This is a genomic window from Brevundimonas sp. GCM10030266 (assembly GCF_042666595.1).
In the GTDB taxonomy this organism is placed as follows: Bacteria; Pseudomonadota; Alphaproteobacteria; order Caulobacterales; family Caulobacteraceae; genus Brevundimonas.
On record NZ_JBHTCY010000005.1, the window covers coordinates 319,276 to 337,524 of the forward strand.

The 18,249-nt window shown below is 67.7% G+C and carries 25 protein-coding genes; 16 read left to right on the forward strand and 9 right to left on the reverse strand.

Translation table 11 applies throughout. The annotated features are described in order from the left end of the window. Positions 1 to 137: 137 nt before the first annotated feature. The 3 genes from ACFQQC_RS16420 to ACFQQC_RS16430 all read left to right on the forward strand — a co-directional run bounded on the left by ACFQQC_RS16420 (position 138) and on the right by ACFQQC_RS16430 (position 1,893). Positions 138 to 632, forward strand: coding sequence for an SspB family protein (locus ACFQQC_RS16420; RefSeq protein ID WP_376863606.1), 495 nt, complete (start codon positions 138 to 140; stop codon positions 630 to 632). Positions 633 to 637: 5 nt separating this feature from the next. After that, positions 638 to 1,090 carry a ClpXP protease specificity-enhancing factor SspB gene (locus ACFQQC_RS16425; RefSeq protein ID WP_376863607.1) on the forward strand — a complete coding sequence of 151 codons (453 nt, stop codon included), beginning with the start codon at positions 638 to 640 and terminating at the stop codon, positions 1,088 to 1,090. A gap of 62 nt (positions 1,091 to 1,152) precedes the next feature. Beyond that, positions 1,153 to 1,893, forward strand: coding sequence for a C13 family peptidase (locus ACFQQC_RS16430; RefSeq protein ID WP_376863608.1), 741 nt, complete (start codon positions 1,153 to 1,155; stop codon positions 1,891 to 1,893). Between the two features lie 386 nt (positions 1,894 to 2,279). Here ACFQQC_RS16430 and ACFQQC_RS16435 read toward each other — a convergent pair whose 3' ends face one another. Continuing rightward, a complete protein-coding gene (locus tag ACFQQC_RS16435; RefSeq protein WP_376863609.1) occupies positions 2,280 to 2,633 on the reverse strand; it encodes a RusA family crossover junction endodeoxyribonuclease in 354 nt (117 codons plus the stop codon). Between the two features lie 89 nt (positions 2,634 to 2,722). On the opposite strand from ACFQQC_RS16435, the gene fumC reads away from it, so the two are divergent. From fumC to ACFQQC_RS16450, 3 genes are read left to right on the forward strand one after another with little or no spacing between them, the layout of a single operon-like run. Next, positions 2,723 to 4,114: a class II fumarate hydratase gene (gene fumC / locus ACFQQC_RS16440; protein WP_376863610.1), complete on the forward strand. Its 1,392-nt coding sequence runs from the start codon at positions 2,723 to 2,725 to the stop codon at positions 4,112 to 4,114. A gap of 21 nt (positions 4,115 to 4,135) precedes the next feature. After that, positions 4,136 to 4,663 carry a hypothetical protein gene (locus ACFQQC_RS16445; protein ID WP_376863611.1) on the forward strand — a complete coding sequence of 176 codons (528 nt, stop codon included), beginning with the start codon at positions 4,136 to 4,138 and terminating at the stop codon, positions 4,661 to 4,663. 1 nt (position 4,664) lies between these two features. Next, positions 4,665 to 5,396 carry an AAA family ATPase gene (locus ACFQQC_RS16450; protein WP_376863613.1) on the forward strand — a complete coding sequence of 244 codons (732 nt, stop codon included), beginning with the start codon at positions 4,665 to 4,667 and terminating at the stop codon, positions 5,394 to 5,396. Here ACFQQC_RS16450 and ACFQQC_RS16455 read toward each other — a convergent pair whose 3' ends face one another. Both ACFQQC_RS16455 and ACFQQC_RS16460 read right to left on the reverse strand, forming a co-directional pair. After that, positions 5,397 to 5,786: a YccF domain-containing protein gene (locus ACFQQC_RS16455; RefSeq protein ID WP_376863614.1), complete on the reverse strand. Its 390-nt coding sequence runs from the start codon at positions 5,784 to 5,786 to the stop codon at positions 5,397 to 5,399. Positions 5,787 to 5,855: 69 nt separating this feature from the next. After that, positions 5,856 to 6,089: a DUF2171 domain-containing protein gene (locus tag ACFQQC_RS16460; RefSeq protein WP_376863615.1), complete on the reverse strand. Its 234-nt coding sequence runs from the start codon at positions 6,087 to 6,089 to the stop codon at positions 5,856 to 5,858. On the opposite strand from ACFQQC_RS16460, the gene ACFQQC_RS16465 reads away from it, so the two are divergent. Together ACFQQC_RS16465 and ACFQQC_RS16470 are read left to right on the forward strand one after the other, a co-directional pair. Next, positions 6,088 to 6,336, forward strand: coding sequence for a DUF4169 family protein (locus tag ACFQQC_RS16465; protein WP_376863616.1), 249 nt, complete (start codon positions 6,088 to 6,090; stop codon positions 6,334 to 6,336). The two genes, ACFQQC_RS16460 and ACFQQC_RS16465, sit on opposite strands and share 2 nt — an antisense overlap. Positions 6,337 to 6,338: 2 nt before the next feature. Next, positions 6,339 to 6,515 (forward strand): hypothetical protein, encoded by a 177-nt coding sequence (locus ACFQQC_RS16470; RefSeq protein WP_376863617.1) that lies wholly within the window; start codon positions 6,339 to 6,341, stop codon positions 6,513 to 6,515. Between the two features lie 10 nt (positions 6,516 to 6,525). Here the strand turns inward: ACFQQC_RS16470 and ACFQQC_RS16475 are convergent, their stop codons facing one another. After that, positions 6,526 to 7,455 (reverse strand): DMT family transporter, encoded by a 930-nt coding sequence (locus ACFQQC_RS16475; RefSeq protein ID WP_376863618.1) that lies wholly within the window; start codon positions 7,453 to 7,455, stop codon positions 6,526 to 6,528. A gap of 129 nt (positions 7,456 to 7,584) precedes the next feature. Here ACFQQC_RS16475 and ACFQQC_RS16480 point away from each other — a divergent pair, with 129 nt between their 5' ends. The 3 genes from ACFQQC_RS16480 to ACFQQC_RS16490 are packed head-to-tail and all read left to right on the forward strand — an operon-like array spanning position 7,585 to position 9,046. Continuing rightward, positions 7,585 to 8,019, forward strand: a complete 435-nt coding sequence (locus tag ACFQQC_RS16480; protein WP_376863620.1) for a YbaY family lipoprotein — start codon at positions 7,585 to 7,587, stop codon at positions 8,017 to 8,019. Positions 8,020 to 8,037: 18 nt separating this feature from the next. Next, positions 8,038 to 8,274 carry a ribbon-helix-helix domain-containing protein gene (locus tag ACFQQC_RS16485; protein WP_376863621.1) on the forward strand — a complete coding sequence of 79 codons (237 nt, stop codon included), beginning with the start codon at positions 8,038 to 8,040 and terminating at the stop codon, positions 8,272 to 8,274. A 49-nt stretch (positions 8,275 to 8,323) separates the two neighbouring features. Next, the gene (locus ACFQQC_RS16490) at positions 8,324 to 9,046 is read left to right on the forward strand and encodes an SIMPL domain-containing protein (protein WP_376863622.1); all 723 of its coding nucleotides are present in this window, start codon (positions 8,324 to 8,326) and stop codon (positions 9,044 to 9,046) included. Here the strand turns inward: ACFQQC_RS16490 and ACFQQC_RS16495 are convergent. Both ACFQQC_RS16495 and ACFQQC_RS16500 read right to left on the reverse strand, forming a co-directional pair. Continuing rightward, positions 9,043 to 9,354 carry a hypothetical protein gene (locus tag ACFQQC_RS16495; RefSeq protein WP_376863623.1) on the reverse strand — a complete coding sequence of 104 codons (312 nt, stop codon included), beginning with the start codon at positions 9,352 to 9,354 and terminating at the stop codon, positions 9,043 to 9,045. The genes ACFQQC_RS16490 and ACFQQC_RS16495 overlap by 4 nt on opposite strands. 3 nt (positions 9,355 to 9,357) lie before the next feature. Further along, positions 9,358 to 9,555 carry a hypothetical protein gene (locus ACFQQC_RS16500; protein ID WP_376863624.1) on the reverse strand — a complete coding sequence of 66 codons (198 nt, stop codon included), beginning with the start codon at positions 9,553 to 9,555 and terminating at the stop codon, positions 9,358 to 9,360. Positions 9,556 to 9,671: 116 nt separating this feature from the next. On the opposite strand from ACFQQC_RS16500, the gene ACFQQC_RS16505 reads away from it, so the two are divergent. The 5 genes from ACFQQC_RS16505 to ACFQQC_RS16525 all read left to right on the forward strand — a co-directional run bounded on the left by ACFQQC_RS16505 (position 9,672) and on the right by ACFQQC_RS16525 (position 16,091). Further along, a complete protein-coding gene (locus ACFQQC_RS16505; RefSeq protein WP_376863625.1) occupies positions 9,672 to 12,005 on the forward strand; it encodes an ATP-dependent helicase in 2,334 nt (777 codons plus the stop codon). A gap of 27 nt (positions 12,006 to 12,032) precedes the next feature. Further along, a complete protein-coding gene (locus tag ACFQQC_RS16510) occupies positions 12,033 to 12,305 on the forward strand; it encodes a hypothetical protein (protein WP_376863626.1) in 273 nt (90 codons plus the stop codon). Beyond that, positions 12,302 to 12,577 (forward strand): type II toxin-antitoxin system RelE/ParE family toxin, encoded by a 276-nt coding sequence (locus ACFQQC_RS16515; RefSeq protein ID WP_376863627.1) that lies wholly within the window; start codon positions 12,302 to 12,304, stop codon positions 12,575 to 12,577. The genes ACFQQC_RS16510 and ACFQQC_RS16515 overlap by 4 nt, the downstream gene beginning before the upstream one ends. A 90-nt stretch (positions 12,578 to 12,667) precedes the next feature. Next, positions 12,668 to 13,993 (forward strand): O-antigen ligase family protein, encoded by a 1,326-nt coding sequence (locus tag ACFQQC_RS16520; RefSeq protein ID WP_376863629.1) that lies wholly within the window; start codon positions 12,668 to 12,670, stop codon positions 13,991 to 13,993. Continuing rightward, positions 13,959 to 16,091 (forward strand): DNA topoisomerase IV subunit B, encoded by a 2,133-nt coding sequence (locus tag ACFQQC_RS16525; protein ID WP_376863630.1) that lies wholly within the window; start codon positions 13,959 to 13,961, stop codon positions 16,089 to 16,091. The genes ACFQQC_RS16520 and ACFQQC_RS16525 overlap by 35 nt, the downstream gene beginning before the upstream one ends. A 15-nt stretch (positions 16,092 to 16,106) precedes the next feature. Here the strand turns inward: ACFQQC_RS16525 and ACFQQC_RS16530 are convergent, their stop codons facing one another. The 3 genes from ACFQQC_RS16530 to ACFQQC_RS16540 all read right to left on the reverse strand — a co-directional run bounded on the left by ACFQQC_RS16530 (position 16,107) and on the right by ACFQQC_RS16540 (position 18,248). Next, entirely contained in the window at positions 16,107 to 16,625 is a 519-nt protein-coding gene (locus ACFQQC_RS16530; RefSeq protein WP_376863631.1) for a phosphoglycerate mutase family protein, read from the reverse strand. A gap of 53 nt (positions 16,626 to 16,678) precedes the next feature. Beyond that, the gene (locus tag ACFQQC_RS16535) at positions 16,679 to 17,929 is read right to left on the reverse strand and encodes a glycosyltransferase (RefSeq protein ID WP_376863768.1); all 1,251 of its coding nucleotides are present in this window, start codon (positions 17,927 to 17,929) and stop codon (positions 16,679 to 16,681) included. Positions 17,930 to 18,062: 133 nt separating this feature from the next. Continuing rightward, a complete protein-coding gene (locus ACFQQC_RS16540; RefSeq protein ID WP_376863632.1) occupies positions 18,063 to 18,248 on the reverse strand; it encodes a hypothetical protein in 186 nt (61 codons plus the stop codon). Position 18,249 lies beyond the last annotated feature (1 nt).

Consider the following 18,249-nt stretch of genomic DNA (forward strand, 5'->3'; position numbering starts at 1 on the left):
ACAGAAGCCTCCCACTTTCCTCATTTCAGGAAATACGCTCACGCTGGGGACAAATCCCCGCGCTAACCCTCTTTGCCGTCTTCCGCCCAGGCCCTTCGGGGGGTATCACCGCCGCTGGACAGCGAGACCCCGACCTGATGGCTGAAGAAACGCCCCCCGTGGACGACATGCACTACGAGCAGCTGGCGCAGGACGCCCTGCGCGGGGTGATCAAGGCTGCGCTCGACCGGGCGGCCGGGCCGGACGGGATTCCGGGCGCGCACCATTTCTACATCACCTTCAAGACGCGGGCACCGGGCGTCAGCGTTCCGCCGGACGTGATCGCCAAATATCCGGACGAGATGACGGTGGTCCTCCAGCATCAGTACTGGGATCTGAAGGTCGAGCCGACCCGCTTCTCGGTGATGCTGAAGTTCGGCGGCATGCCCAAGGTGCTGGCCATGCCCTACACGGCCGTGACCCGCTTCTATGACCCGTCGGTGCAGTTCCTGCTGCAGTTCGAGCCGCCGGCGACCGTCGAGGACATCGCCGCCGAGGTCGCCGCCGCCGACGCCGATGAGGCGCCCGTACCGGCGCTGGGCGGTGATGACGCACCCAAGGTCATCTCGCTGGACCAGTTCCGGAAGAAATAGAGCGGATGCGCGGGCTGCTTTCCTGCCTGCTCGTCACAGCCTGCCTGCTGACCGCCTCACCGACCTTCGCCCAGGCCGATGACGGCCTGCAGTCCCTGCCCGCCGCATCGTCACAACGCGCGATCCTGACCCTCATTCTGAGGGCGCGCCCGACGCCGACGGCGCTGAACGAGGGCGAGCATTACCTGATCACGTTCAAGACCAGCACCGACGGCGTCATCCTGCCCGAAAAGCTGCGCCGCCGGTTTCCCGATCGGATGACGGTCATTCTCCAGCACGACTTCGCCGTCGTGACGGTGACGGAGGAGACCTTCACCCTTGCCCTGCACTTTGATGATGTCCCGACTTCGGTGACCATTCCCTTCTCGTCCGTCACCGATTTCACGGATGCTGGAGCGGCGCTTCATCTCTTCTGGGACGGCTCACCCGTTCTGCCCGATCTGCCTCAAAAATCCTGACGCCCCCTTCCCCTCGCGCCCTGATCGGATAACGTCGCAGACTGAAACTGCGGGGGGTGCGAATGCTTCGGGGTTTGATTGTCGTCCTGACGGGGGTGCTGGCGTTCGCCGCGCCGGCAGCGGCGCAGAGCCAGTCCGGGAGCCGCTTCGAGGGCTGGACCGCCGCCATCATCCAGGCAGACTGGCGGGACGGACGGGGCCAGCCCATCCAGGCCTTCGACAATGCCCGACGCGATCTGGGACAGGCCTTCCAGCGCGCAGGGTTCGAGCGCGCCAGTATGGTGGAGTTCAGCCTCCAGCGTGATGCGCCGGACGCGGTCCTGTCCGGTGTCCGCGCCGCCGCCGCCAAAGCTACGCGCGGCTGCCTGCTCTATTTCACCTCCCACGGTGCCCCGGACGGAATGGTCTTCGGCAATGCGCCGCGCATGACGCCGGATGTAATGGCGAACATGGTCCGCAACACCTGCGGCGCCCGCCCCACCGTGGTGATCGTCTCGGCCTGCTATTCCGGCATCTTCCTGAACGCCCTGCAGGGGCCGAACCGGATGGTGCTGACGGCGGCCCGACGGGACCGGACCTCGTTCGGCTGCGGCGCTGACGAGCGCTATCCGTGGTTTGACGGCTGCATCCTGGAAACCCTGCCGAACGCGCCGGACTTCCTGGCCCTGGCCGCCGACGCCCGCGCCTGCGTGAACCGCAAGGAGGCCGAGGCCGGCATCGAACGCCCGTCCGAGCCCCAGCTGTTCGTCGGCGCCGACATGCAGATGCGCCTGCCGACGCTGCGGTTCCAGCGCGCGCCGTAGTCCCCTCTCCCGATGGGAGAGGGCTTGAGCGCACGGCGGTCCAGGCGTGGGGATATCTGGAAAGACCGTCGCGTCCCGGCTCTCCGCTACGCTTCGGCCGGGATGACAAGTTCATCGCGTTCATACGTCCAAATCTGACGCATCGGCCTGTCAGACTGCGCCCCCGGTCTTTGACATCGCGGTCTGCGCTGCTCCCTCAAGGTCGAGCCCACGCCAGCCTCCGCCACACACAAAACCTCGCCGCGGCGCCTCGCGCCCGGTCCCCGCGTTGCGCCCTGACGCCCCCCACGCGGTAGAACCCCGCACACCATCCCCCGCCTCACGGGAAAATGTGCACTATGTGCACTCCATTTTTTGCGGAGTGCACATTTCAAACCTGGGTGGGGTCACCGACGCGGAAACACCCGGATGGTGATCCGCTCGCGCTCGCCCTCGCGGCGCTCGACCAGCAGGCGGGCGACCTGGCTGTCGTCGTGGAACAGATAGCCCTTGATGGCGTCCAGCAGGGCCTTGGCCAGGTTGTCGAGGTCCATCCACGGCGGGTCGCCGACGTGCTCCATCACGATCTCGACGACATAGTCGCCCCAGGCCGGTCGCGAAGCCCACTCCTTGCGCATGAACTCATAGACCAGCGGCTTGTAGTATTTGGCCTGGGTGGTCAGCCCGTCGATGGCGATCTCCACCACCTCGCCGCTCTCACGCGCGCGTACCTTTCCAGTGCCGATCCAGCCGGGGGTCATTCACGGTTTCCGCCGCGAGCCTTGCCCGCCCGCCTCCCCGTGCTACACCCCCGCGCATCTTCCCGCCACGCCTGAGAGAGCCGTCCGCGATGAGCAACGTCCGCACCGAAACCGATACCTTCGGCCCCATCGAGGTCGCCGCCGACCGTTACTGGGGCGCGCAGGCGCAGCGCTCGCTGGGCAATTTCAAGATCGGCTGGGAAAAGCAGCCCCTGCCGATCGTCCGCGCCCTGGGCATCGTCAAGCGGGCCGCCGCCGAGACCAACCGCGATCTGGGCAAGCTGGATCCCAAGCTGGCCGACGCCATCGTCGCCGCCGCCAATGAGGTCATCGAAGGCAAGCTGAACGACCACTTCCCGCTGGTCGTCTGGCAGACCGGCTCGGGCACCCAATCGAACATGAACGCCAACGAGGTCATCTCGAACCGCGCCATCGAGATGCTGGGCGGCGAGATGGGCTCCAAGAAGCCGGTCCACCCGAACGACCACGTCAACATGAGCCAGTCGTCGAACGACACCTATCCGACCGCGATGCATGTGGCGTGCGCCGAGCAGGTCGTCCGTGACCTGATCCCAGCCCTGAAGCACCTGCACGCGGCCCTGAAGGCCAAGTCGGACGCCTGGCAGCACATCATCAAGATCGGCCGCACCCACACCCAGGACGCCACCCCGCTGACGCTGGGTCAGGAGTTCGGCGGCTACGCCCAGCAGGTCGCCAACGGCATCGAGCGCATCGAGCAGACCCTGCCCAAGCTGATGGAGCTGGCGCAGGGCGGCACCGCCGTCGGCACCGGCCTGAACGCCCCCATCGGCTTCGCCGAGAAGGTCGCCGAGCAGATCGCCGGCATCACCGGCCTGCCCTTCACCACCGCCCCGAACAAGTTCGAGGCCCTGGCCGCCCACGACGCCATGGTCTTCAGCCACGGCGCCATCAACACGGTCGCCGCCTCGCTGTTCAAGATCGCCAACGACATCCGCTTCCTGGGCTCCGGCCCCCGCTCGGGCCTGGGCGAACTGGCCCTGCCGGAGAACGAGCCGGGCTCGTCGATCATGCCGGGCAAGGTCAACCCGACCCAGTCCGAAGCCCTGACCCAGGTTTGCGCCCAGGTGTTCGGCAACCACTCGGCTCTGACGTTCGCCGGCTCTCAAGGGCATTTCGAGTTGAACGTCTTCAACCCGGTCATGGCCTACAACTTCCTGCAGTCGGTCCGCCTGGTCGCCGACGCGGCCATCAGCTTCACCGACAACTGCGTTGTCGGCATCGAGCCCCGCGAGGACAACATCAAGCGCGGCCTCGACAACTCGCTGATGCTGGTCACCGCCCTGAACGGCAAGCTGGGCTATGACGCCTGCGCCAAGATCGCCAAGACCGCGCACAAGAACGGCACCACCTTGCGCGAGGAAGCCGTCGGCGGCGGCTATCTGACCAACGAAGAGTTCGACCAGTACGTCCGCCCCGAACTGATGATCGCGCCGCAGTAAGCCGAACGATCGGGAAGGCCGATGAAGCTGATCTTTCTCGGGTTCGCGGCCTTCATCATCTGGATAACAGTCCGGGCGATGAACCGCGAGAAGGCGAGCCGCGACCGGATCAAGTCCGTCACCGCCGCCGTCGCCAAGGCGCACGGGGTCACCGACCTGTTCGTCTCGCCGGATGACGGCAGTTTCATCGGCCTGTCCGCGGATGGCGGACAGGTGATCGTCGGAAAGGGCGAGGAGTCGCGGGCTATCCCGACCGCCTCGCTCCTCGCCGTCGAAGGCGTGCGGGACGAAACGGTTCTGATCCGCGCCGAGCCGGATGGCGACCCGGTCAGCCCTGTCCCCGTCGCAGAGCAGGGCGTCAGCGACATTCCCGAGCGCATCCGCTGGCTGGGTCTGCGCCTGACCGCCGGGGACGAGGTGTTCATCGTCTCGTTCTACGAAGGCGGCCGCCACGGCGTCAGCCCCGACAACGCCCAGTTCCGCAAACAGGCGGCCCTCACCGAAGCCTGGTTCCGCAAGCTTTCGACAGCCATGCGCTTGGCCCGCTGACATGCCCGCGCTGGACCGTCCCTACTGGATCGAGGCGCGGCTGGAGAGGCGGGAAGGCTGGGACGACGACGCCTATCCGTTCAACGTCCCGGCGGTGCGACGGACCGAGACCCTGACCTTCCATCCCCGCGTAACCTTCCTCGTCGGCGAGAATGGATCGGGCAAATCGACCCTGATCGAGGCGCTGGCGGTGGCGTGGGGCTTCAACGCCGAGGGCGGCTCGCGGGACCACCAGTATTCGACCCGCGCCTCCCACTCGCCGCTGCATCGCTTCATCCGACCGGTCCGGGCTCCGCGCAAGGCGACAGACGGCTACTTCCTGCGGGCCGAGAGCTACTTCACCACCGCGACCTATCTGGAAGCGAGCGGGACCAACCGCGCAGGCCAGACGCGCGTCCACGAAAAATCCCACGGCGAGGCCTTCTTCGACCTGTTCGAGAACCGCCTGCAGGGCAATGGGCTCTACATTCTGGACGAGCCGGAAGCCGCCCTGTCACCCTCGCGGCAACTCTCGTTTCTGGCCCGCCTGCATCAGCTCGTGAACGACGGCTCGCAGTTCATCATCGCCACCCATTCACCGATCATTCTCGGCTATCCCGATGCGTGGATCTACCAGACCTCGCCCCATGGGCTTGATCGCGTGGCGTATGAAGACACCGAGCACTACGCGGTGACCCGGGGCTTCCTGAACCGGCGGGAGACCTATCTCGACGTCCTGCTGGCGGACGACTGATCAGCGCTTGTCGCGGATGGTCCGACCGACCGGGGCCAGCGCCAGCTTGGCCAGCTCCAGGTCCTTCAGGGCGAAGGGGATGCCGATGATGCTGACGAACTCGGCCACCGCGATCAGCAGGTGAGACAGGGCGATGTACCAGCCGGCCACCAGGAACCAGATGATGTTCAGCACCACGCCGACGCCGCCCACCACGGGATTGGGCTGGTCCTGCCACACGACCTCGCGCCCGAAGGGCCAGAAGCTGTAGCTGGCGATCCGCCAGGCGGCGAAGGTCCACGGCAGGCCGACAATGGTCACGGCCAGCAAGGCGCCGCCCAGCAGCCACAACAGGCCGGACAGCCAGCCGCCGAAGAAGAACCAGAGCAGGTTGAGGATCAGACGGATCATGATCCCAACATAAGCAAAGGGCCCGCCGGTGAAAGCGGGCCCTTCGTGAATTCGGCGTAAGCCGGATGGTCAGTGCTTCTCGGTCCAGCGGGCCTTGGCCTCATCCTTCGTCACGTTCAGATGGACATGCTCATCGACGTGATCGACCCAGCTGACGGGGATCATGTGGTGCTTGAAACCGCCCGCGAGATCGAGCTTGGCCAGCTCGATCTGGTCGCCGATCACATGATCGACGCGGCCGACGTGTTCGCCGTCCGAGCCGACGACTTCGAGGTGTTCGCGGATTTGGCTGGCGTCTACCATGGGACTCTCCTCAGACTGTGTGAGGCTGGACAACCGTCCGGCCCACGGCCGGTTGCATCATGGAGACGTCATGGGCGAGATCGTGAACCTGAACCGGTTCCGGAAGGACCGGGCCAAGGCCGAGGCGAAGGCGACCGCCTCCGCCAACCGCGCCGCGCACGGGCGCACGAAGGCCGAAAAGACCAAGGCCGACAAGGAACGGACCCGCGCCGAACAGCTTCTGGATGGATCGAAGCTGGAGGACTGAGCATGGGCGGCTATGCCCCGAAGACGCGGGCCGGCCTGATCGCCCTGATCGCGATGCGCCGCCTCGCCGCCGAACGGACCCGCCGCGAAAAGCTGGCAAAGGCGAAGACGCCCGAAGCGGCCGCGCCGCTGGTCGAGGCGGATCGCCGGCAGAAGAAAACCGGCTGGTTCCGGCGCTGAAGCCGGAGGCTCAGGCCTTGGGCGCGCGGATCAGCAACGCCTGTCCGGACAGCACCAGCAACAGGCCGACCAGCGCCGGCCAGCCGAAGCGCGCGCCCTCAAACAGCACCGACACCAGCATGGCGATGGGCGGGGTCAGGGCCGAGATATAGCTGGCCATGGCGTAGCCGATGGTGCGGGCGATGGTGAAATACAGGCCGAAGGCGATCACCGAGCCGAACAGCGACAGATAGAGCAGCGAGCCGATGTAGCTGGCGGTCGGTTCGATCGTGAACTCCACGCCGGTGGCGATGCCGTAGATCGCCAGCAGGCCTGTGCCATAGGCCATGGCCCAGGCGGTCGAGGGGATGGCCTGCGAGCCGCTCTGCTGACCCTTCCAGGCGAAGAAATTGCCGAAGGCCGAAGCCGTTGTGGCGATCAGGGCCATGCCGACGCCGATGGCGGCGCGCTGATCGAAGCCCGCGCCCAGAACCTCGCCGCCGGACAGCACAGCCACGCCGGCGATGCCCAGCAGGGCCCCGCCCCAGGACGCCGCCGCCGCCTTCTGCCGCGCGACGAGGCGGAACAGGACCAGGTTGATGAAGGTCAGGGAGGCAAAGGTCACCGCCACGATGGCCGAGGCGACGTGCTCCTCGGCCCCATAGGTGAAGCTGTAGCTGACCGAGAAGGCGAACGCCCCCTGCCCCAGCGCCGCCAGATGCTGCGCCTTCGTCAGCTTCAGGTTCTGGCGGAACAGCAGGCAGCCGAGGAACAGCACCGCCGAGGCCAGGCCGAAGCGCCAGACGATGGAGGCGATGTTAGGGACCTCGCCCAGTTGCAGGGTGATGGCGAACCAGGTCGTGCCCCAGATGATCGCGCAGATGGCGACGCCGCCGATCCCCAGCAGAGTCGTGCGGTTCAGGCGGGGGCGCGCGACGGGCGCTTCGACGGGTTCGGTCATGGCCCCGCAATGCCCGCGCTGAAAGGGCGGCACAAGCACGGTTATATGGGGCGGCGCATAAGGCCGCCTTGTGCCGCGCAGCTTCCGGCCCGACCATGCGTTAGGAACCCGAAACCGGAGACCCCGCCCATGCGTCGCGCCCTGCTGATCCCGATCCTGCCACTGGCCCTGATGGCCTGCGCGCCCACGCCGTCCGGCGAGCCACAGACACCCCCGCAAGCCGGTCACGGCATGGCGATCGTCAACGTCACCGCCACCTACCGCGAACGCATCCTGCTGCCGCCCGGCCATGTGCTGAAGGTCCGCGTCGAGGACGTCAGCCGCGCCGACGCCCCCGCCGAGGTTCTGGCCGAACACACCGAGCCTCTGGAAGGCCGCGCGCCGCCGTATCAGGCGACGCTGGGCTTCCCCGCCAGCCAGATCGATCCGCGCCACACCTATGCGGTGCGGGCCGAGATCCGCGATCCGTCCGGCGCCCTGCGCTTCACCACCGACACCCGCCACGCGGTCCTGACCAACGGCGCCCCGGCCACGGCCGACATCACTCTGGTCGCCGTGCGCTGATCACCGTACTGAGGGCGGATGCTGAAGAAGCGCTCCGTCTCCCTATCCGGCCACGCCACCTCGGTGGCGCTGGAACCTGAATTCTGGGTCGTGCTGGATCAGGTTGGCGCCGCCATGGGCCTATCCCACGCCGGGTTGATGAAGCGCATCGACGAGACCCGGGGACGCACCCCGCTGGCGTCGGCCTGTCGCCTGCTGGCGCTGCGATGGGCGGGCGGCGATCACAGCTTCGCGGGTCAGGTTTCGACCGATTGACTTCGGCCATGGCGAGCGCATCGTCGGCGCTCCCTCATGGAGCCTGGCCGTGGTCTTCACCCTCGACAAATCCCTGCTTCCCGCCGCCGTCTTCGGCGGTCTGATCGCCATCGGCCTGATCGGCGCGGGCGCCTTCATCGGTTCGGGCGTGGTCAACGCCCAGGTCGGCAATCGACAGGTGACTGTCCGCGGCGTGGCCGAGCGCAATGTGGTGGCCGACCTCGCCGTCCTGACCCTCAGCTTCAAGGCGGCCAACGACGATCTGCCGACGGCGCAGGGCCAGATCGACCGCGATCTGGCCGCCGTGCGCGCCTTCCTGCGGACGCAGGGCTATCCGGACGCGCAGGTCAGCGTGGGTCGGATGCAGGTGACCGACACCCGGGCGCGGGAATACGGCTCTTCGGAAAACACCATCCGCTACATCGTCAGCCAGAGCGTCACCGTCCGCACCAATGACGTGCAGCGGGTCGCCACCACCGAACGGGCGCTGAACGATCTGGTGCGTCAGGGCGTGCAGCTGGACTTCGCCGCGCCCAACTACGTCTTCACCAAGCTGAACGATGTCCGGCCGTCGATGATCGCCGAGGCCACCGCCTCGGCCCGGTCGGGCGCCGAGCAGTTCGCCAAGGATTCCGGCGCGCCTCTCGGACCGATCCGGCAGGCCACGCAGGGCTCGTTCGAAATCCTCGCGCGCGAGGACATCGACACGGAGTCCACCTCGCTGAACAAGCGGGTCCGCGTGGTCGCGACCGTCACCTACCAGCTGCGCTAGCCGGCGGGGGCCGGCGCGGGCGCGGGCTCCGGCAGGGTCGGCGGTTCGACCGGCGGCGGGGTCGGCAGGTCCGGCATCTTGGGCGCGTCCGGCAGATTGAGATTGATATCGACATCGGTCGCCTTCGGCGTCTCGATCTCGCCGCCGCGCGTCATCAGCACCACGCCGATGATGATCACCACCACGACCAGTCCGCCGATCAGGAAGCCGAGGAAGCCCCCGCCTCCGCCGCTCGGGGTCGGGTTGTTGATCGTGGTGTGATGCACGACCTCGGGGCGGTCGGGGGGCGGCGCGTTCGGATCGGTCATGGCTCAGTTCCCCGACGGCGCGGCGGGGGCCGAGACTTCAGGCAGGTCCACGTCAACATTGACTTCCTTCTTCTGAGTGCCCGGCAGGCCGCCACTGAAGAGGAAGAAGGCGATCACGGCGACCACCACGACCAGCGCGCCGACAATGAACGCGAGGCCCGCGTTTCCGCCGCCACCGCTGTTGCTCGTACCCTCGGCCATGCTCGGCCCTCCTGTTTCCAACCCTGTCCGGGCCACAGAACGGAGTGCGGCCATCAGGAGTTCCGTACAGGGCGGCTGACAAGCCCGTCCGGTCTCCTTATGTTCTCCCGGTTCCCATGACCGATTCCGCTCCCCCCCGCATCTCCGACCTCGCCCGCGCGCACGGCCCCGACGGCCGCGCGCCCTCCCCGGCGTCCGACTATCTGAAGGGGCTGAACCCCGAGCAGCGCGACGCGGTGGAGACCACCGAGGGACCGGTGCTGGTGCTGGCCGGCGCGGGCACCGGCAAGACGCGGGTGCTGACCACCCGGCTGGCGCACATCCTCGCCACGGGCCGGGCCAAGCCTTGGGAGCTGCTGGTCGTCACCTTCACCAACAAGGCCGCGCGGGAGATGCGCGAGCGGATCACCCATCTGATCGGGCCGTCGTCAGAGGGCCTGCGCTGGCTGGGCACCTTCCACTCGGTCGCCGCCCAGATCCTGCGCCGCCACGCCGAACTGGTCGGACTGAAATCGACCTTCACCATCCTGGACACCGACGATCAGGAGCGGGTGTGCAAGCAGTTGCTCGAGGCCGCCAACCTCGACACCAAGCGCTGGACGCCCAAGTCGCTGAACAACCTGATCGACCACTGGAAGAACCGCGGCTGGACGCCCGACAAGCTGCCGCCGTCCGAGGATTTCGCCAACGGCAAGGGGCACGCCCTGTACGCCGCCTATCAGGCGCGGCTGGCCAGCCTGAACGCCTGCGACTTCGGCGACCTGCTGCTGCACAACCTGACCATCCTGTCCCAGAATGCGGATATCGCTGAGGAATATCGCCGCCGCTTCCGCTACATCCTGGTGGACGAATATCAGGACACCAACGTCGCCCAGTATCTGTGGCTGCGCCTGCTGACTTCCTCGACCGGCAACGTCTGCTGCGTCGGCGACGACGACCAGTCGATCTACGGCTGGCGCGGGGCCGAGGTGGACAACATCCTGCGCTTCGAGCGGGACTTCCCGGGCGCCAAGGTGATCCGGCTGGAGCGCAACTATCGCTCAACCCACCACATCCTCGGCGCCGCCTCCGGGCTGATCAAGGCGAACCGCAGCCGTCTGGGCAAGACGCTATGGACCGAGGACAAGACCGGCGACAAGGTCCGGGTGCGCGGCGTCTGGGACGGCGAGGCCGAGGCCCGGCTGATCGCCGACGAGATCGAGACCGCCCGCAAGCAGGGCGTCAGCTATCGCGACATGGCGGTGCTGGTGCGCGCCTCGTTCCAGATGCGGGCGTTTGAAGAGCGGTTCGTGATGCTGGCGGTGCCCTACACCGTCATCGGCGGCCCCCGCTTCTTCGAGCGGGCCGAAATCCGCGACGCCCACGCCTATCTGCGCCTGATCCTGTCCGAGGACGATGATCTGGCCTTCGAGCGGATCGTCAATGTGCCCAAGCGCGGGCTGGGCGACACCAGCGTGCAGAAGGTGCTGCAGATCGCCCGTGAGAACGGCGTCTCGGCCATGGCGGCGGTGCGCCACCTGATCGGCACGGACGAGCTTCAGGCCCGCACCCGTACGGCCTTCTCCAACTTCATCCGCGACATTGATCGCTGGCGCGCCCTGGGCCAGACGACCAGCCACTGGGAGCTGACCGAGGCGGTTCTGGAAGAGAGCGGCTACACCGACATGCAGAAGGCCGACCGGGCGACTGGCCAGACCCGGCTCGACAACCTGAAAGAGCTGACGCAGTCGATGCAGCAGTTCGACGGCCTGACCGCCTATCTGGAGCACGTCTCGCTGGTCATGGATCTGGACCGGGGCGAAAGCGCGGACTCGGTGCAGATCATGACCCTGCATGGGGCCAAGGGGCTGGAGTTCCCCCTGGTCTTCCTGCCGGGCTGGGAAGAAGGCGTCTTCCCCAGCCAGCGCAGCATCGACGAGAAGGGCGAGAAGGGCCTCGAGGAGGAACGTCGCCTGGCCTATGTCGGCGTGACCCGGGGCAAGGAGGATGTGCGCATCTCCTTCGCCGCCAACCGCCTCGTCTACGGGCGCTGGACCAGCCAGCTTCCCAGCCGCTTCGTCGACGAACTGCCCATCGATCACGTCGAGCCGCAGTCGGACACCGGCTACTACGGCGCCTCCTCGGGCATGAAGGAGGCCAAGAGCCGCTGGGACGAGGCGCCCTCGTTCGGCTCGGGTTATTCCTCGCCGGGCTGGAAGCGCGGCCAGGCCTTCACCGCCAATCGCGTCCCCAACGCCCAGCCCGCCCGCCAGACCCTGCTGGAAGGCGACGGCCGTCTGGTCGCCACCGGGGATCCCAAGGCCGGCTCCGGCTGGTCGCGCGGCGACCGGGTCTTCCACCAGAAATTCGGCTACGGCGCCGTCAAGGCCATCGAGGGCAACAAGCTGGTCGTCGCCTTTGACAAGGCGGGCGAGAAGAAGGTGATCGATACGTTCGTGGAGAAGGCCTGACGATGCGATCCGTGCTACAAGCGGCGAATGGCTGACGGCGCCCTGACCCTCGAACTCGATGCCTACACCGCCGGCAAGATCGCCGAGCGGGCCAAGGCGATGGGCATCGCGCCGGAAGAACTGGCCGCGATGGTGCTGGACGCCCGCTTCTTCGACTACGACGACTTCAGCTGGATCAACGGCGACCCACGCACTGACGAACCTGAATCGCCGGGCCTCCATGAGCGGGGACGTTCATGGGACGATGTGCGGCCTGACTTCCTGGCGCTGATCGACAAGACCTTCGGCAAGCCTGAATGAAGGTTATTCTGTCGCCGAGGGCCGAACTCGACTTCGAGACCCAGGTGCGATGGCTCGCCGCTCACTCCCCCTCCGCCGGTAGAGCTGCTGCGCTCAGGATCGTGAGCGCCTTCGATCTCCTGGCTGACTTCCCTGACATCGGCATCAGGATCCGCGGCGACCTCCGCGAGAAACAGGTTCAATTCGGTCGCGACGGCTTCGTCATCCGCTACCGCCGCATGCGCGACACTGTCATCGTGCTTCGCATCCTGCATGGGCGGCAAAATCGATAAGCCACGCCCCCGTAGCGCGCGCCCCCAACCCTTCCTTAAGCCCGACCACCGACTCTCCGGTTCGTGCGTGAGTCCCGTCCAGCGAACGATGTGACCGAACCGTCCCCCGCCTGGTGGGAGACGGCGATCTGCGTCGCCATGATCTTCATGCTGACGGGGGCCCTGATCGGGCCGGTGTTCGCGCCGACGCAGGAGGAGACGCCGATCCTGCGGCTGATCTGGCTGCCGGCCTATGCGGCGACCCTCGGGCTGGTGCTGTACCGGATCGACCGGATGTGGCGCGCCTGGCCGGGCGCCATCGCCATCGGACTGCTGGTCGCCCTGTGCTTCGCCTCGAAATACTGGTCGATCGACTATCACACCACCACCCGCCGGGTGATCGCCCTGGCCATGAGCGGGGTGTTCGCCCTGTATCTGGGCGCGGCCTTCAGGGGGCAGCATCTGCCCCGCCTGCTGATGCTGGCCAGCCTGATCATGGCCGTGGGCAGCCTGATCATGGTTTTCGCCTTCCCCGCCATCGGGGTGCACCACGACGTCAACGCCGGCCTGTGGCGCGGGCTCTGGTACGAGAAGAACCAGATGGGCGCCGTCATGGTGATCGGCGCGACGGCGGCGGCGGCCTGTCTGGCTTCGGGCGACAGTCGACGTCTGCTGCCTGCCCTCTCCTTCGCCCTGTCCAGCCTGCTGGTGCTGGCCACCCAGTCCAAGACCTCCCTGCTCTGCCTGATGATGGGCGTCGGCGTGGTCGCCGGTTTCTGGGCCCTGCGCAAGGGCGGCGCGGCCTTCGCCGTGGTCGCCATCTGGGCCGCGGTCGTCGCCGCCGGAGCCGGCCTGTGGTTTTGGGAAACCCATTCGGCCGAGGTGCTGGGCGCGCTGGGCAAGGATCCATCGCTGACCGGCCGGACCGACATCTGGGCCAGCCTGATGCGCCGCGTGGCCGAGCGTCCGATGACCGGCTACGGCTACGGCGCCTTCTGGGGCCGGATCGGCGAAAGCCCGCCCGCCGACTGGGTGCGCCGGGAAACCGGCTGGCTGGTGCCCTCGGCGCACAACGGCTGGATCGACCTGCTGGTCCAGCTCGGCTGGCCCGGCGCCATCCTGGTCGGCGTCCAGATGGCGGTGACCTTCGTCATCCTGTTGTTCCGCAGCGCCGGAGCGGGCGCCCGCGAGGGCTGGTGGGCGCTGGGCTTCCTCGTCGCCTTCTTCGCCCTGAGCCTTTCGGAATCGATCCTGCTGACCCACCAGAGCCTGCCGTTCGTCCTGTTCATGGCCGTGATGACCCGCGCCTTCCTGCCGTCGTCCACAGCCGCGGCGGTTCCGCTTGCCCCAAAGCCCCGTCGGGCCTACCAGACCGGTCCCCGAATCGCCGCACACTCGATGAATGGCCAACTCCGCCGATCTCTTCCTGTTCGATGACGAGCCGACGCAGCCGCGTCCGACCGAACCCGTTCCCGCGCCTGCTGTCGCTGCGCCTGAAGTGACGCCCGCGCCGCAAGCCGCCGCGCCGGTCGCGCCGCCCGAGCCTGCGCCCGCCCCGACGCCCCGCCCCGCCGACGTGCCGTCGCAGGCCGCCTCGGCTGCGGCCACCGGCTACTCCGCCTCCTCGATCGAGGTGCTGGAAGGGCTGGAGCCGGTCCGCAAACGCCCCGGCATGTATATCGGCGGCACCGACGAGCGGGCACTGCACCACCTATTCGCCGAAGTGCTCGACAACGCGATGGACGAGGCCGTGGCCCGCCACGCCAAGATCATCAAGGTCGACCTCGACGCCGACGGCTTCCTGTCGGTCTATGACGACGGTCGCGGCATCCCCGTCGACCCGCACCCCAAGCACCCCGGCAAGTCGGCGCTGGAAGTCGTGATGACCGTGCTGCACTCGGGCGGCAAATTCTCGGGCAAGGCCTATGAGACCTCGGGCGGCCTGCACGGCGTCGGCGTCTCGGTCGTCAACGCCCTCTCGGACCATCTGGACGTCACCGTCTGGCGCGATGGCTTCGAATGGAAGCAGTCGTTCTCGCGCGGCCATGTGCTGGCCCCGATCCAGCAGGTGCAGCCGTCCAAGAAGCGCGGCACCCTGATCCGTTTCCACCCGGACGCGGAAATCTTCGGCGTCGGCGCGGCCTTCAAGCCGGCCCGCCTGTTCCGCATGGCCCGCTCCAAGGCCTATCTGTTCCGCGGCGTCGAGATCAAATGGACCTGCTCGCCGGACCGGATCACGGACGCGACTCCCGCCAGCGCCACCCTGCACTTCCCGGGCGGTCTGGCCGACGCCCTGGCCGAGCGCATCGGTGAACTGGAAACCGTCACCCCGGCCTTCGCGGGCCGGGTCGAGCGCAAGGGCGAAGCCGGGGCGGTCGAATGGGCCGTCACCTGGTCGCCCATCGGTTTCGGCGAGGCCGACAGCTTCGTCAGCTCCTACTGTAACACTGTCTCGACCCCCGACGGCGGCACGCACGAGGCGGGCTTCCGCGCGGCGCTGGTCAAGGGCCTGAAGGCCTATGGCGAGCTGACCGGCGAGAAGCGCGCAAGTCTGATCACGGCGGAAGACGTCATCGCCAACGCCGGCGCCATGATCTCGGTCTTCATCCGCAATCCCGAGTTCCAGGGCCAGACCAAGGACCGCCTGTCCTCGCCGGAAGGCCAGCGGCTGGTCGAACAGCTGCTGCGCGACCCGCTGGACCACTGGCTGACCGAAAGCCCCAAACAGGCCAATACCCTGCTGGGCTACATCATCGAGCGGGCCGAGGACCGGCTGAAGCGCCGCAAGGACAAGGAAGTCCAGCGCGCCTCGGCCACCCGCAAGCTGCGCCTGCCGGGCAAGCTGTCCGACTGCTCGCGTCAGGGCGCCAACGGCACCGAACTGTTCATCGTCGAGGGCGACTCGGCCGGCGGCTCGGCCAAACAGGCGCGTGACCGGACGACCCAGGCCATCCTGCCCCTGCGCGGCAAAATCCTGAACGTCGCCTCGGCGACGGCGGACAAGCTGCGCGCCAACGTCGAACTGTCCGATCTGGCGCTGGCGCTGGGCGTGCAGCCGGGCAACCGGTTCAACATCGATGACCTGCGTTACGAGCGCATCGTCATCATGACCGACGCCGACGTGGACGGCGCCCACATCGCGGCCCTGCTGATCACCTTCTTCTACCGCTCCATGCCCGAAGCGATCCGTCAGGGCCGGGTCTTCATGGCCCTGCCGCCGCTCTACCGTATCCAGGCGGGAGCCCTGTCCGAATACGCCCGCGACGACGCCCACCGCGACGAGCTGCTGGCGACCGTGTTCAAGGGCAAGAAGACCGAGATCGGCCGGTTCAAGGGCCTTGGCGAGATGATGGCCTCCCAGCTCAAGGAGACCACCATGGACCCGAAGAAGCGCACCCTGGCGCGGGTCGAACTGCCCGAGGACGAGACCGAGATCGAGGATCTGGTCGAGCGCCTGATGGGCAAGAAGGCCGAGGCCCGCTACCAGTTCATCCAGGACAACGCGCGGTTCGCCGTGGCCGATCTGGACGTCTGAGCCTGCTGGGCCGCCTCAGGCGGGACAGTCGTCCCGCCGTCCATAGGGCATGACCGTGGCCATCACGCTGCCGCCACGCAAGGTCAGCCGGGTGAGCCGGCTGAACTCGCAGTCCGGCATGTCCGCCGCCTCGGCGTAACCCAGGCTGCGGGCAATCAGCGGCGCCGTGTTGCTGTGGCCGACGATCAGGACAACCGCTTCCGGCGGCAAGGCGCGCACCCGGGCGACCGTGGCGGCGACCTGCCCCTGCACCCCGTCGTCAAAGGGCACGACGATCGGGGTCACGCCGTGATGGGCGGCGGTCGGCGCGGCGGTCAGGGCGGTGCGCTGCATCGGGCTGACGAGGATCAGATCGGGGTGCGCTTCCCTCAGCGCCCTCGCGAGGGCGTCGGCCCGCTCAAGTCCTGCGGCTGACAACACCGGATCGGACCCGCCGTCAGCCTTCTCCGCGTGACGAACGATATACACCGTCTGAGCCATGGCGGACGTCGCGGACAGCAGCGTCAGCGCGGTCGCGAGCAGCAGGCGTTTCATGATGGCCTCCCGTTTTCCGGGGAGACTGATCCCGCCGGAGCGGCCTGTCGAGCCTAGTGCTCGGCCCAGTCTCCGGCCGGTTCGACGAAGGCGCGCTGACCGCTGACGTCAGCGTAGGTCATGCACAGGTCCTCGAAGACCCGGTTCCAGGCGAAGCGCTCGACCGCCTTCTGGCGCGCGGCGGCGCCGAGGGCCTCGATGTCGCGCTCGAACAGGGCCTTGATCGCCTCGGCGTAGACGCCCGGTTCGGCGGCGTCGGCCAGTTGGCCCACGCTGTTGTCGACCGTCTCCTTCACCCCGCCCGCGTTGACGCCGACGACCGGACGGCCACAGGCCATGGCCTCCAGCACGATCAGGCCGAACGGCTCCTTGTCATTGGCGTGCACGAAGGCGTCGCAGGAGGCGATGATCTTGGCCACGGCCTTGGGATTGGCCTCGTACGGCAGGGAGATCACCCGCTCCTCGGCGGGCAGCCCCTGCCCCGCCCCGACCAGCACCAGATGATAGGGATCGCCCAACTTCTGGACGGCCTCGATCAGCACATCGATATTCTTCTCGCGCGCCGGACGGCCCGCGAAGCACAGCAGCCGGGCCGAGGCCGGGAGGTTCAGCTTCTTCAGCAGCCAGTCGCGGTCGCGGCGATCCGGGCGGAAGGTGTCGATCTCGACGCCCAGCGGCTGGATGACGATATCCTTGATCCCCGCCTCTTCCAGACGACGGGCGATGTAGCGGCTGGGCGAGACCACCCGGTCGAACTGGCCGAACAGGCGGGCCCAGCGCTTCTCGACCGGCTTCTTGGCCCACTCGCCGAAATGCAGGGCGGCCAGGCCGGCGGGATCGGAGTGGCAGAAGCCGACGACCGGGCAACCGGCCCTCTGGCCGGCCTCCAGGGCGCCCTGCCCCGGGGTATAGGGGTCGCCCGCCTCGATCAGGGACGGATTCAGCGACGCGACCCAGGCCGCCCAGCGGCGCACCGAGGTCGGCCAGCGATAGCCGTCGCCGAACGGCAGCTTGGTCGCGTGAAGCTGGATGATTCCGTCGTCCCCGGCCTTGTGATGCTGCCCCGGCACGACCAGCGAATGGGCGACGCCCGGGCGGTTCTCTTCCAGCCAGGCCTTCTTCGACAGCAGGTAGCGCTTCACCCCGCCCGACTTGGGCGCATAGAGCATGGTGGTGTCGACGAACCGGGGCCGCTCATCCGCCGCGGCCCGTTTGGCGGCCTTCAGGGTTTCGGACACTTCCTCGTCCCAGCCCGGGATCAGGCGAAGCTCGCCTTCCTGGACTTCCAGACCCGCCAGACTCATCAGTTCCCGCTCCGTTGCGCTTATGCCGGAATCGCCAACGCGCTGGACCCGCTTCTGGATGCGACGGGCCTTGCGGACCCGGGACATGTGAGACTTCACCATGAAGCGCCCGTAGCCCTGCTCGCGGTCAAGCTCAAGCGTCGTCTTCAGGTCGTTGATCGTCCGCGATCGGAACACCGCGACGCGACAGCGCCTCGCGCAGCAGGATTTCCACCTCCGCATTGACGGAACGCAACTCGGCGGCGGCCAGTTTCTCGACCGCCGCCATCACGCCCGGAGACGCCCGCATCAGGAAGGGCTTTCTCGGCTTGCCCGCCATG

Bases quoted from the DNA above. Each gene is read 5' to 3' on its own strand.
- ACFQQC_RS16510 (WP_376863626.1), top strand. From the start codon at position 12,033: ATGGCTGACGGCGCCCTGACCCTCGAACTCGATGCCTACACCGCCGGC.
- ACFQQC_RS16460 (WP_376863615.1), bottom strand. From the start codon at position 6,089: ATGGTAGACGCCAGCCAAATCCGCGAACACCTCGAAGTCGTCGGCTCG.
- ACFQQC_RS16435 (WP_376863609.1), bottom strand. From the start codon at position 2,633: ATGACCCCCGGCTGGATCGGCACTGGAAAGGTACGCGCGCGTGAGAGC.
- ACFQQC_RS16455 (WP_376863614.1), bottom strand. From the start codon at position 5,786: ATGATCCGTCTGATCCTCAACCTGCTCTGGTTCTTCTTCGGCGGCTGG.
- ACFQQC_RS16445 (WP_376863611.1), top strand. From the start codon at position 4,136: ATGAAGCTGATCTTTCTCGGGTTCGCGGCCTTCATCATCTGGATAACA.
- ACFQQC_RS16480 (WP_376863620.1), top strand. From the start codon at position 7,585: ATGCGTCGCGCCCTGCTGATCCCGATCCTGCCACTGGCCCTGATGGCC.
- fumC (WP_376863610.1), top strand. From the start codon at position 2,723: ATGAGCAACGTCCGCACCGAAACCGATACCTTCGGCCCCATCGAGGTC.
- ACFQQC_RS16500 (WP_376863624.1), bottom strand. From the start codon at position 9,555: ATGGCCGAGGGTACGAGCAACAGCGGTGGCGGCGGAAACGCGGGCCTC.
- ACFQQC_RS16515 (WP_376863627.1), top strand. From the start codon at position 12,302: ATGAAGGTTATTCTGTCGCCGAGGGCCGAACTCGACTTCGAGACCCAG.
- ACFQQC_RS16485 (WP_376863621.1), top strand. From the start codon at position 8,038: ATGCTGAAGAAGCGCTCCGTCTCCCTATCCGGCCACGCCACCTCGGTG.
- ACFQQC_RS16540 (WP_376863632.1), bottom strand. From the start codon at position 18,248: ATGGCGGGCAAGCCGAGAAAGCCCTTCCTGATGCGGGCGTCTCCGGGC.
- ACFQQC_RS16530 (WP_376863631.1), bottom strand. From the start codon at position 16,625: ATGAAACGCCTGCTGCTCGCGACCGCGCTGACGCTGCTGTCCGCGACG.
- ACFQQC_RS16425 (WP_376863607.1), top strand. From the start codon at position 638: ATGCGCGGGCTGCTTTCCTGCCTGCTCGTCACAGCCTGCCTGCTGACC.
- ACFQQC_RS16470 (WP_376863617.1), top strand. From the start codon at position 6,339: ATGGGCGGCTATGCCCCGAAGACGCGGGCCGGCCTGATCGCCCTGATC.
- ACFQQC_RS16525 (WP_376863630.1), top strand. From the start codon at position 13,959: ATGGCCAACTCCGCCGATCTCTTCCTGTTCGATGACGAGCCGACGCAG.
- ACFQQC_RS16420 (WP_376863606.1), top strand. From the start codon at position 138: ATGGCTGAAGAAACGCCCCCCGTGGACGACATGCACTACGAGCAGCTG.
- ACFQQC_RS16505 (WP_376863625.1), top strand. From the start codon at position 9,672: ATGACCGATTCCGCTCCCCCCCGCATCTCCGACCTCGCCCGCGCGCAC.
- ACFQQC_RS16430 (WP_376863608.1), top strand. From the start codon at position 1,153: ATGCTTCGGGGTTTGATTGTCGTCCTGACGGGGGTGCTGGCGTTCGCC.
- ACFQQC_RS16495 (WP_376863623.1), bottom strand. From the start codon at position 9,354: ATGACCGATCCGAACGCGCCGCCCCCCGACCGCCCCGAGGTCGTGCAT.
- ACFQQC_RS16535 (WP_376863768.1), bottom strand. From the start codon at position 17,929: ATGAGTCTGGCGGGTCTGGAAGTCCAGGAAGGCGAGCTTCGCCTGATC.
- ACFQQC_RS16475 (WP_376863618.1), bottom strand. From the start codon at position 7,455: ATGACCGAACCCGTCGAAGCGCCCGTCGCGCGCCCCCGCCTGAACCGC.
- ACFQQC_RS16465 (WP_376863616.1), top strand. From the start codon at position 6,088: ATGGGACTCTCCTCAGACTGTGTGAGGCTGGACAACCGTCCGGCCCAC.
- ACFQQC_RS16450 (WP_376863613.1), top strand. From the start codon at position 4,665: ATGCCCGCGCTGGACCGTCCCTACTGGATCGAGGCGCGGCTGGAGAGG.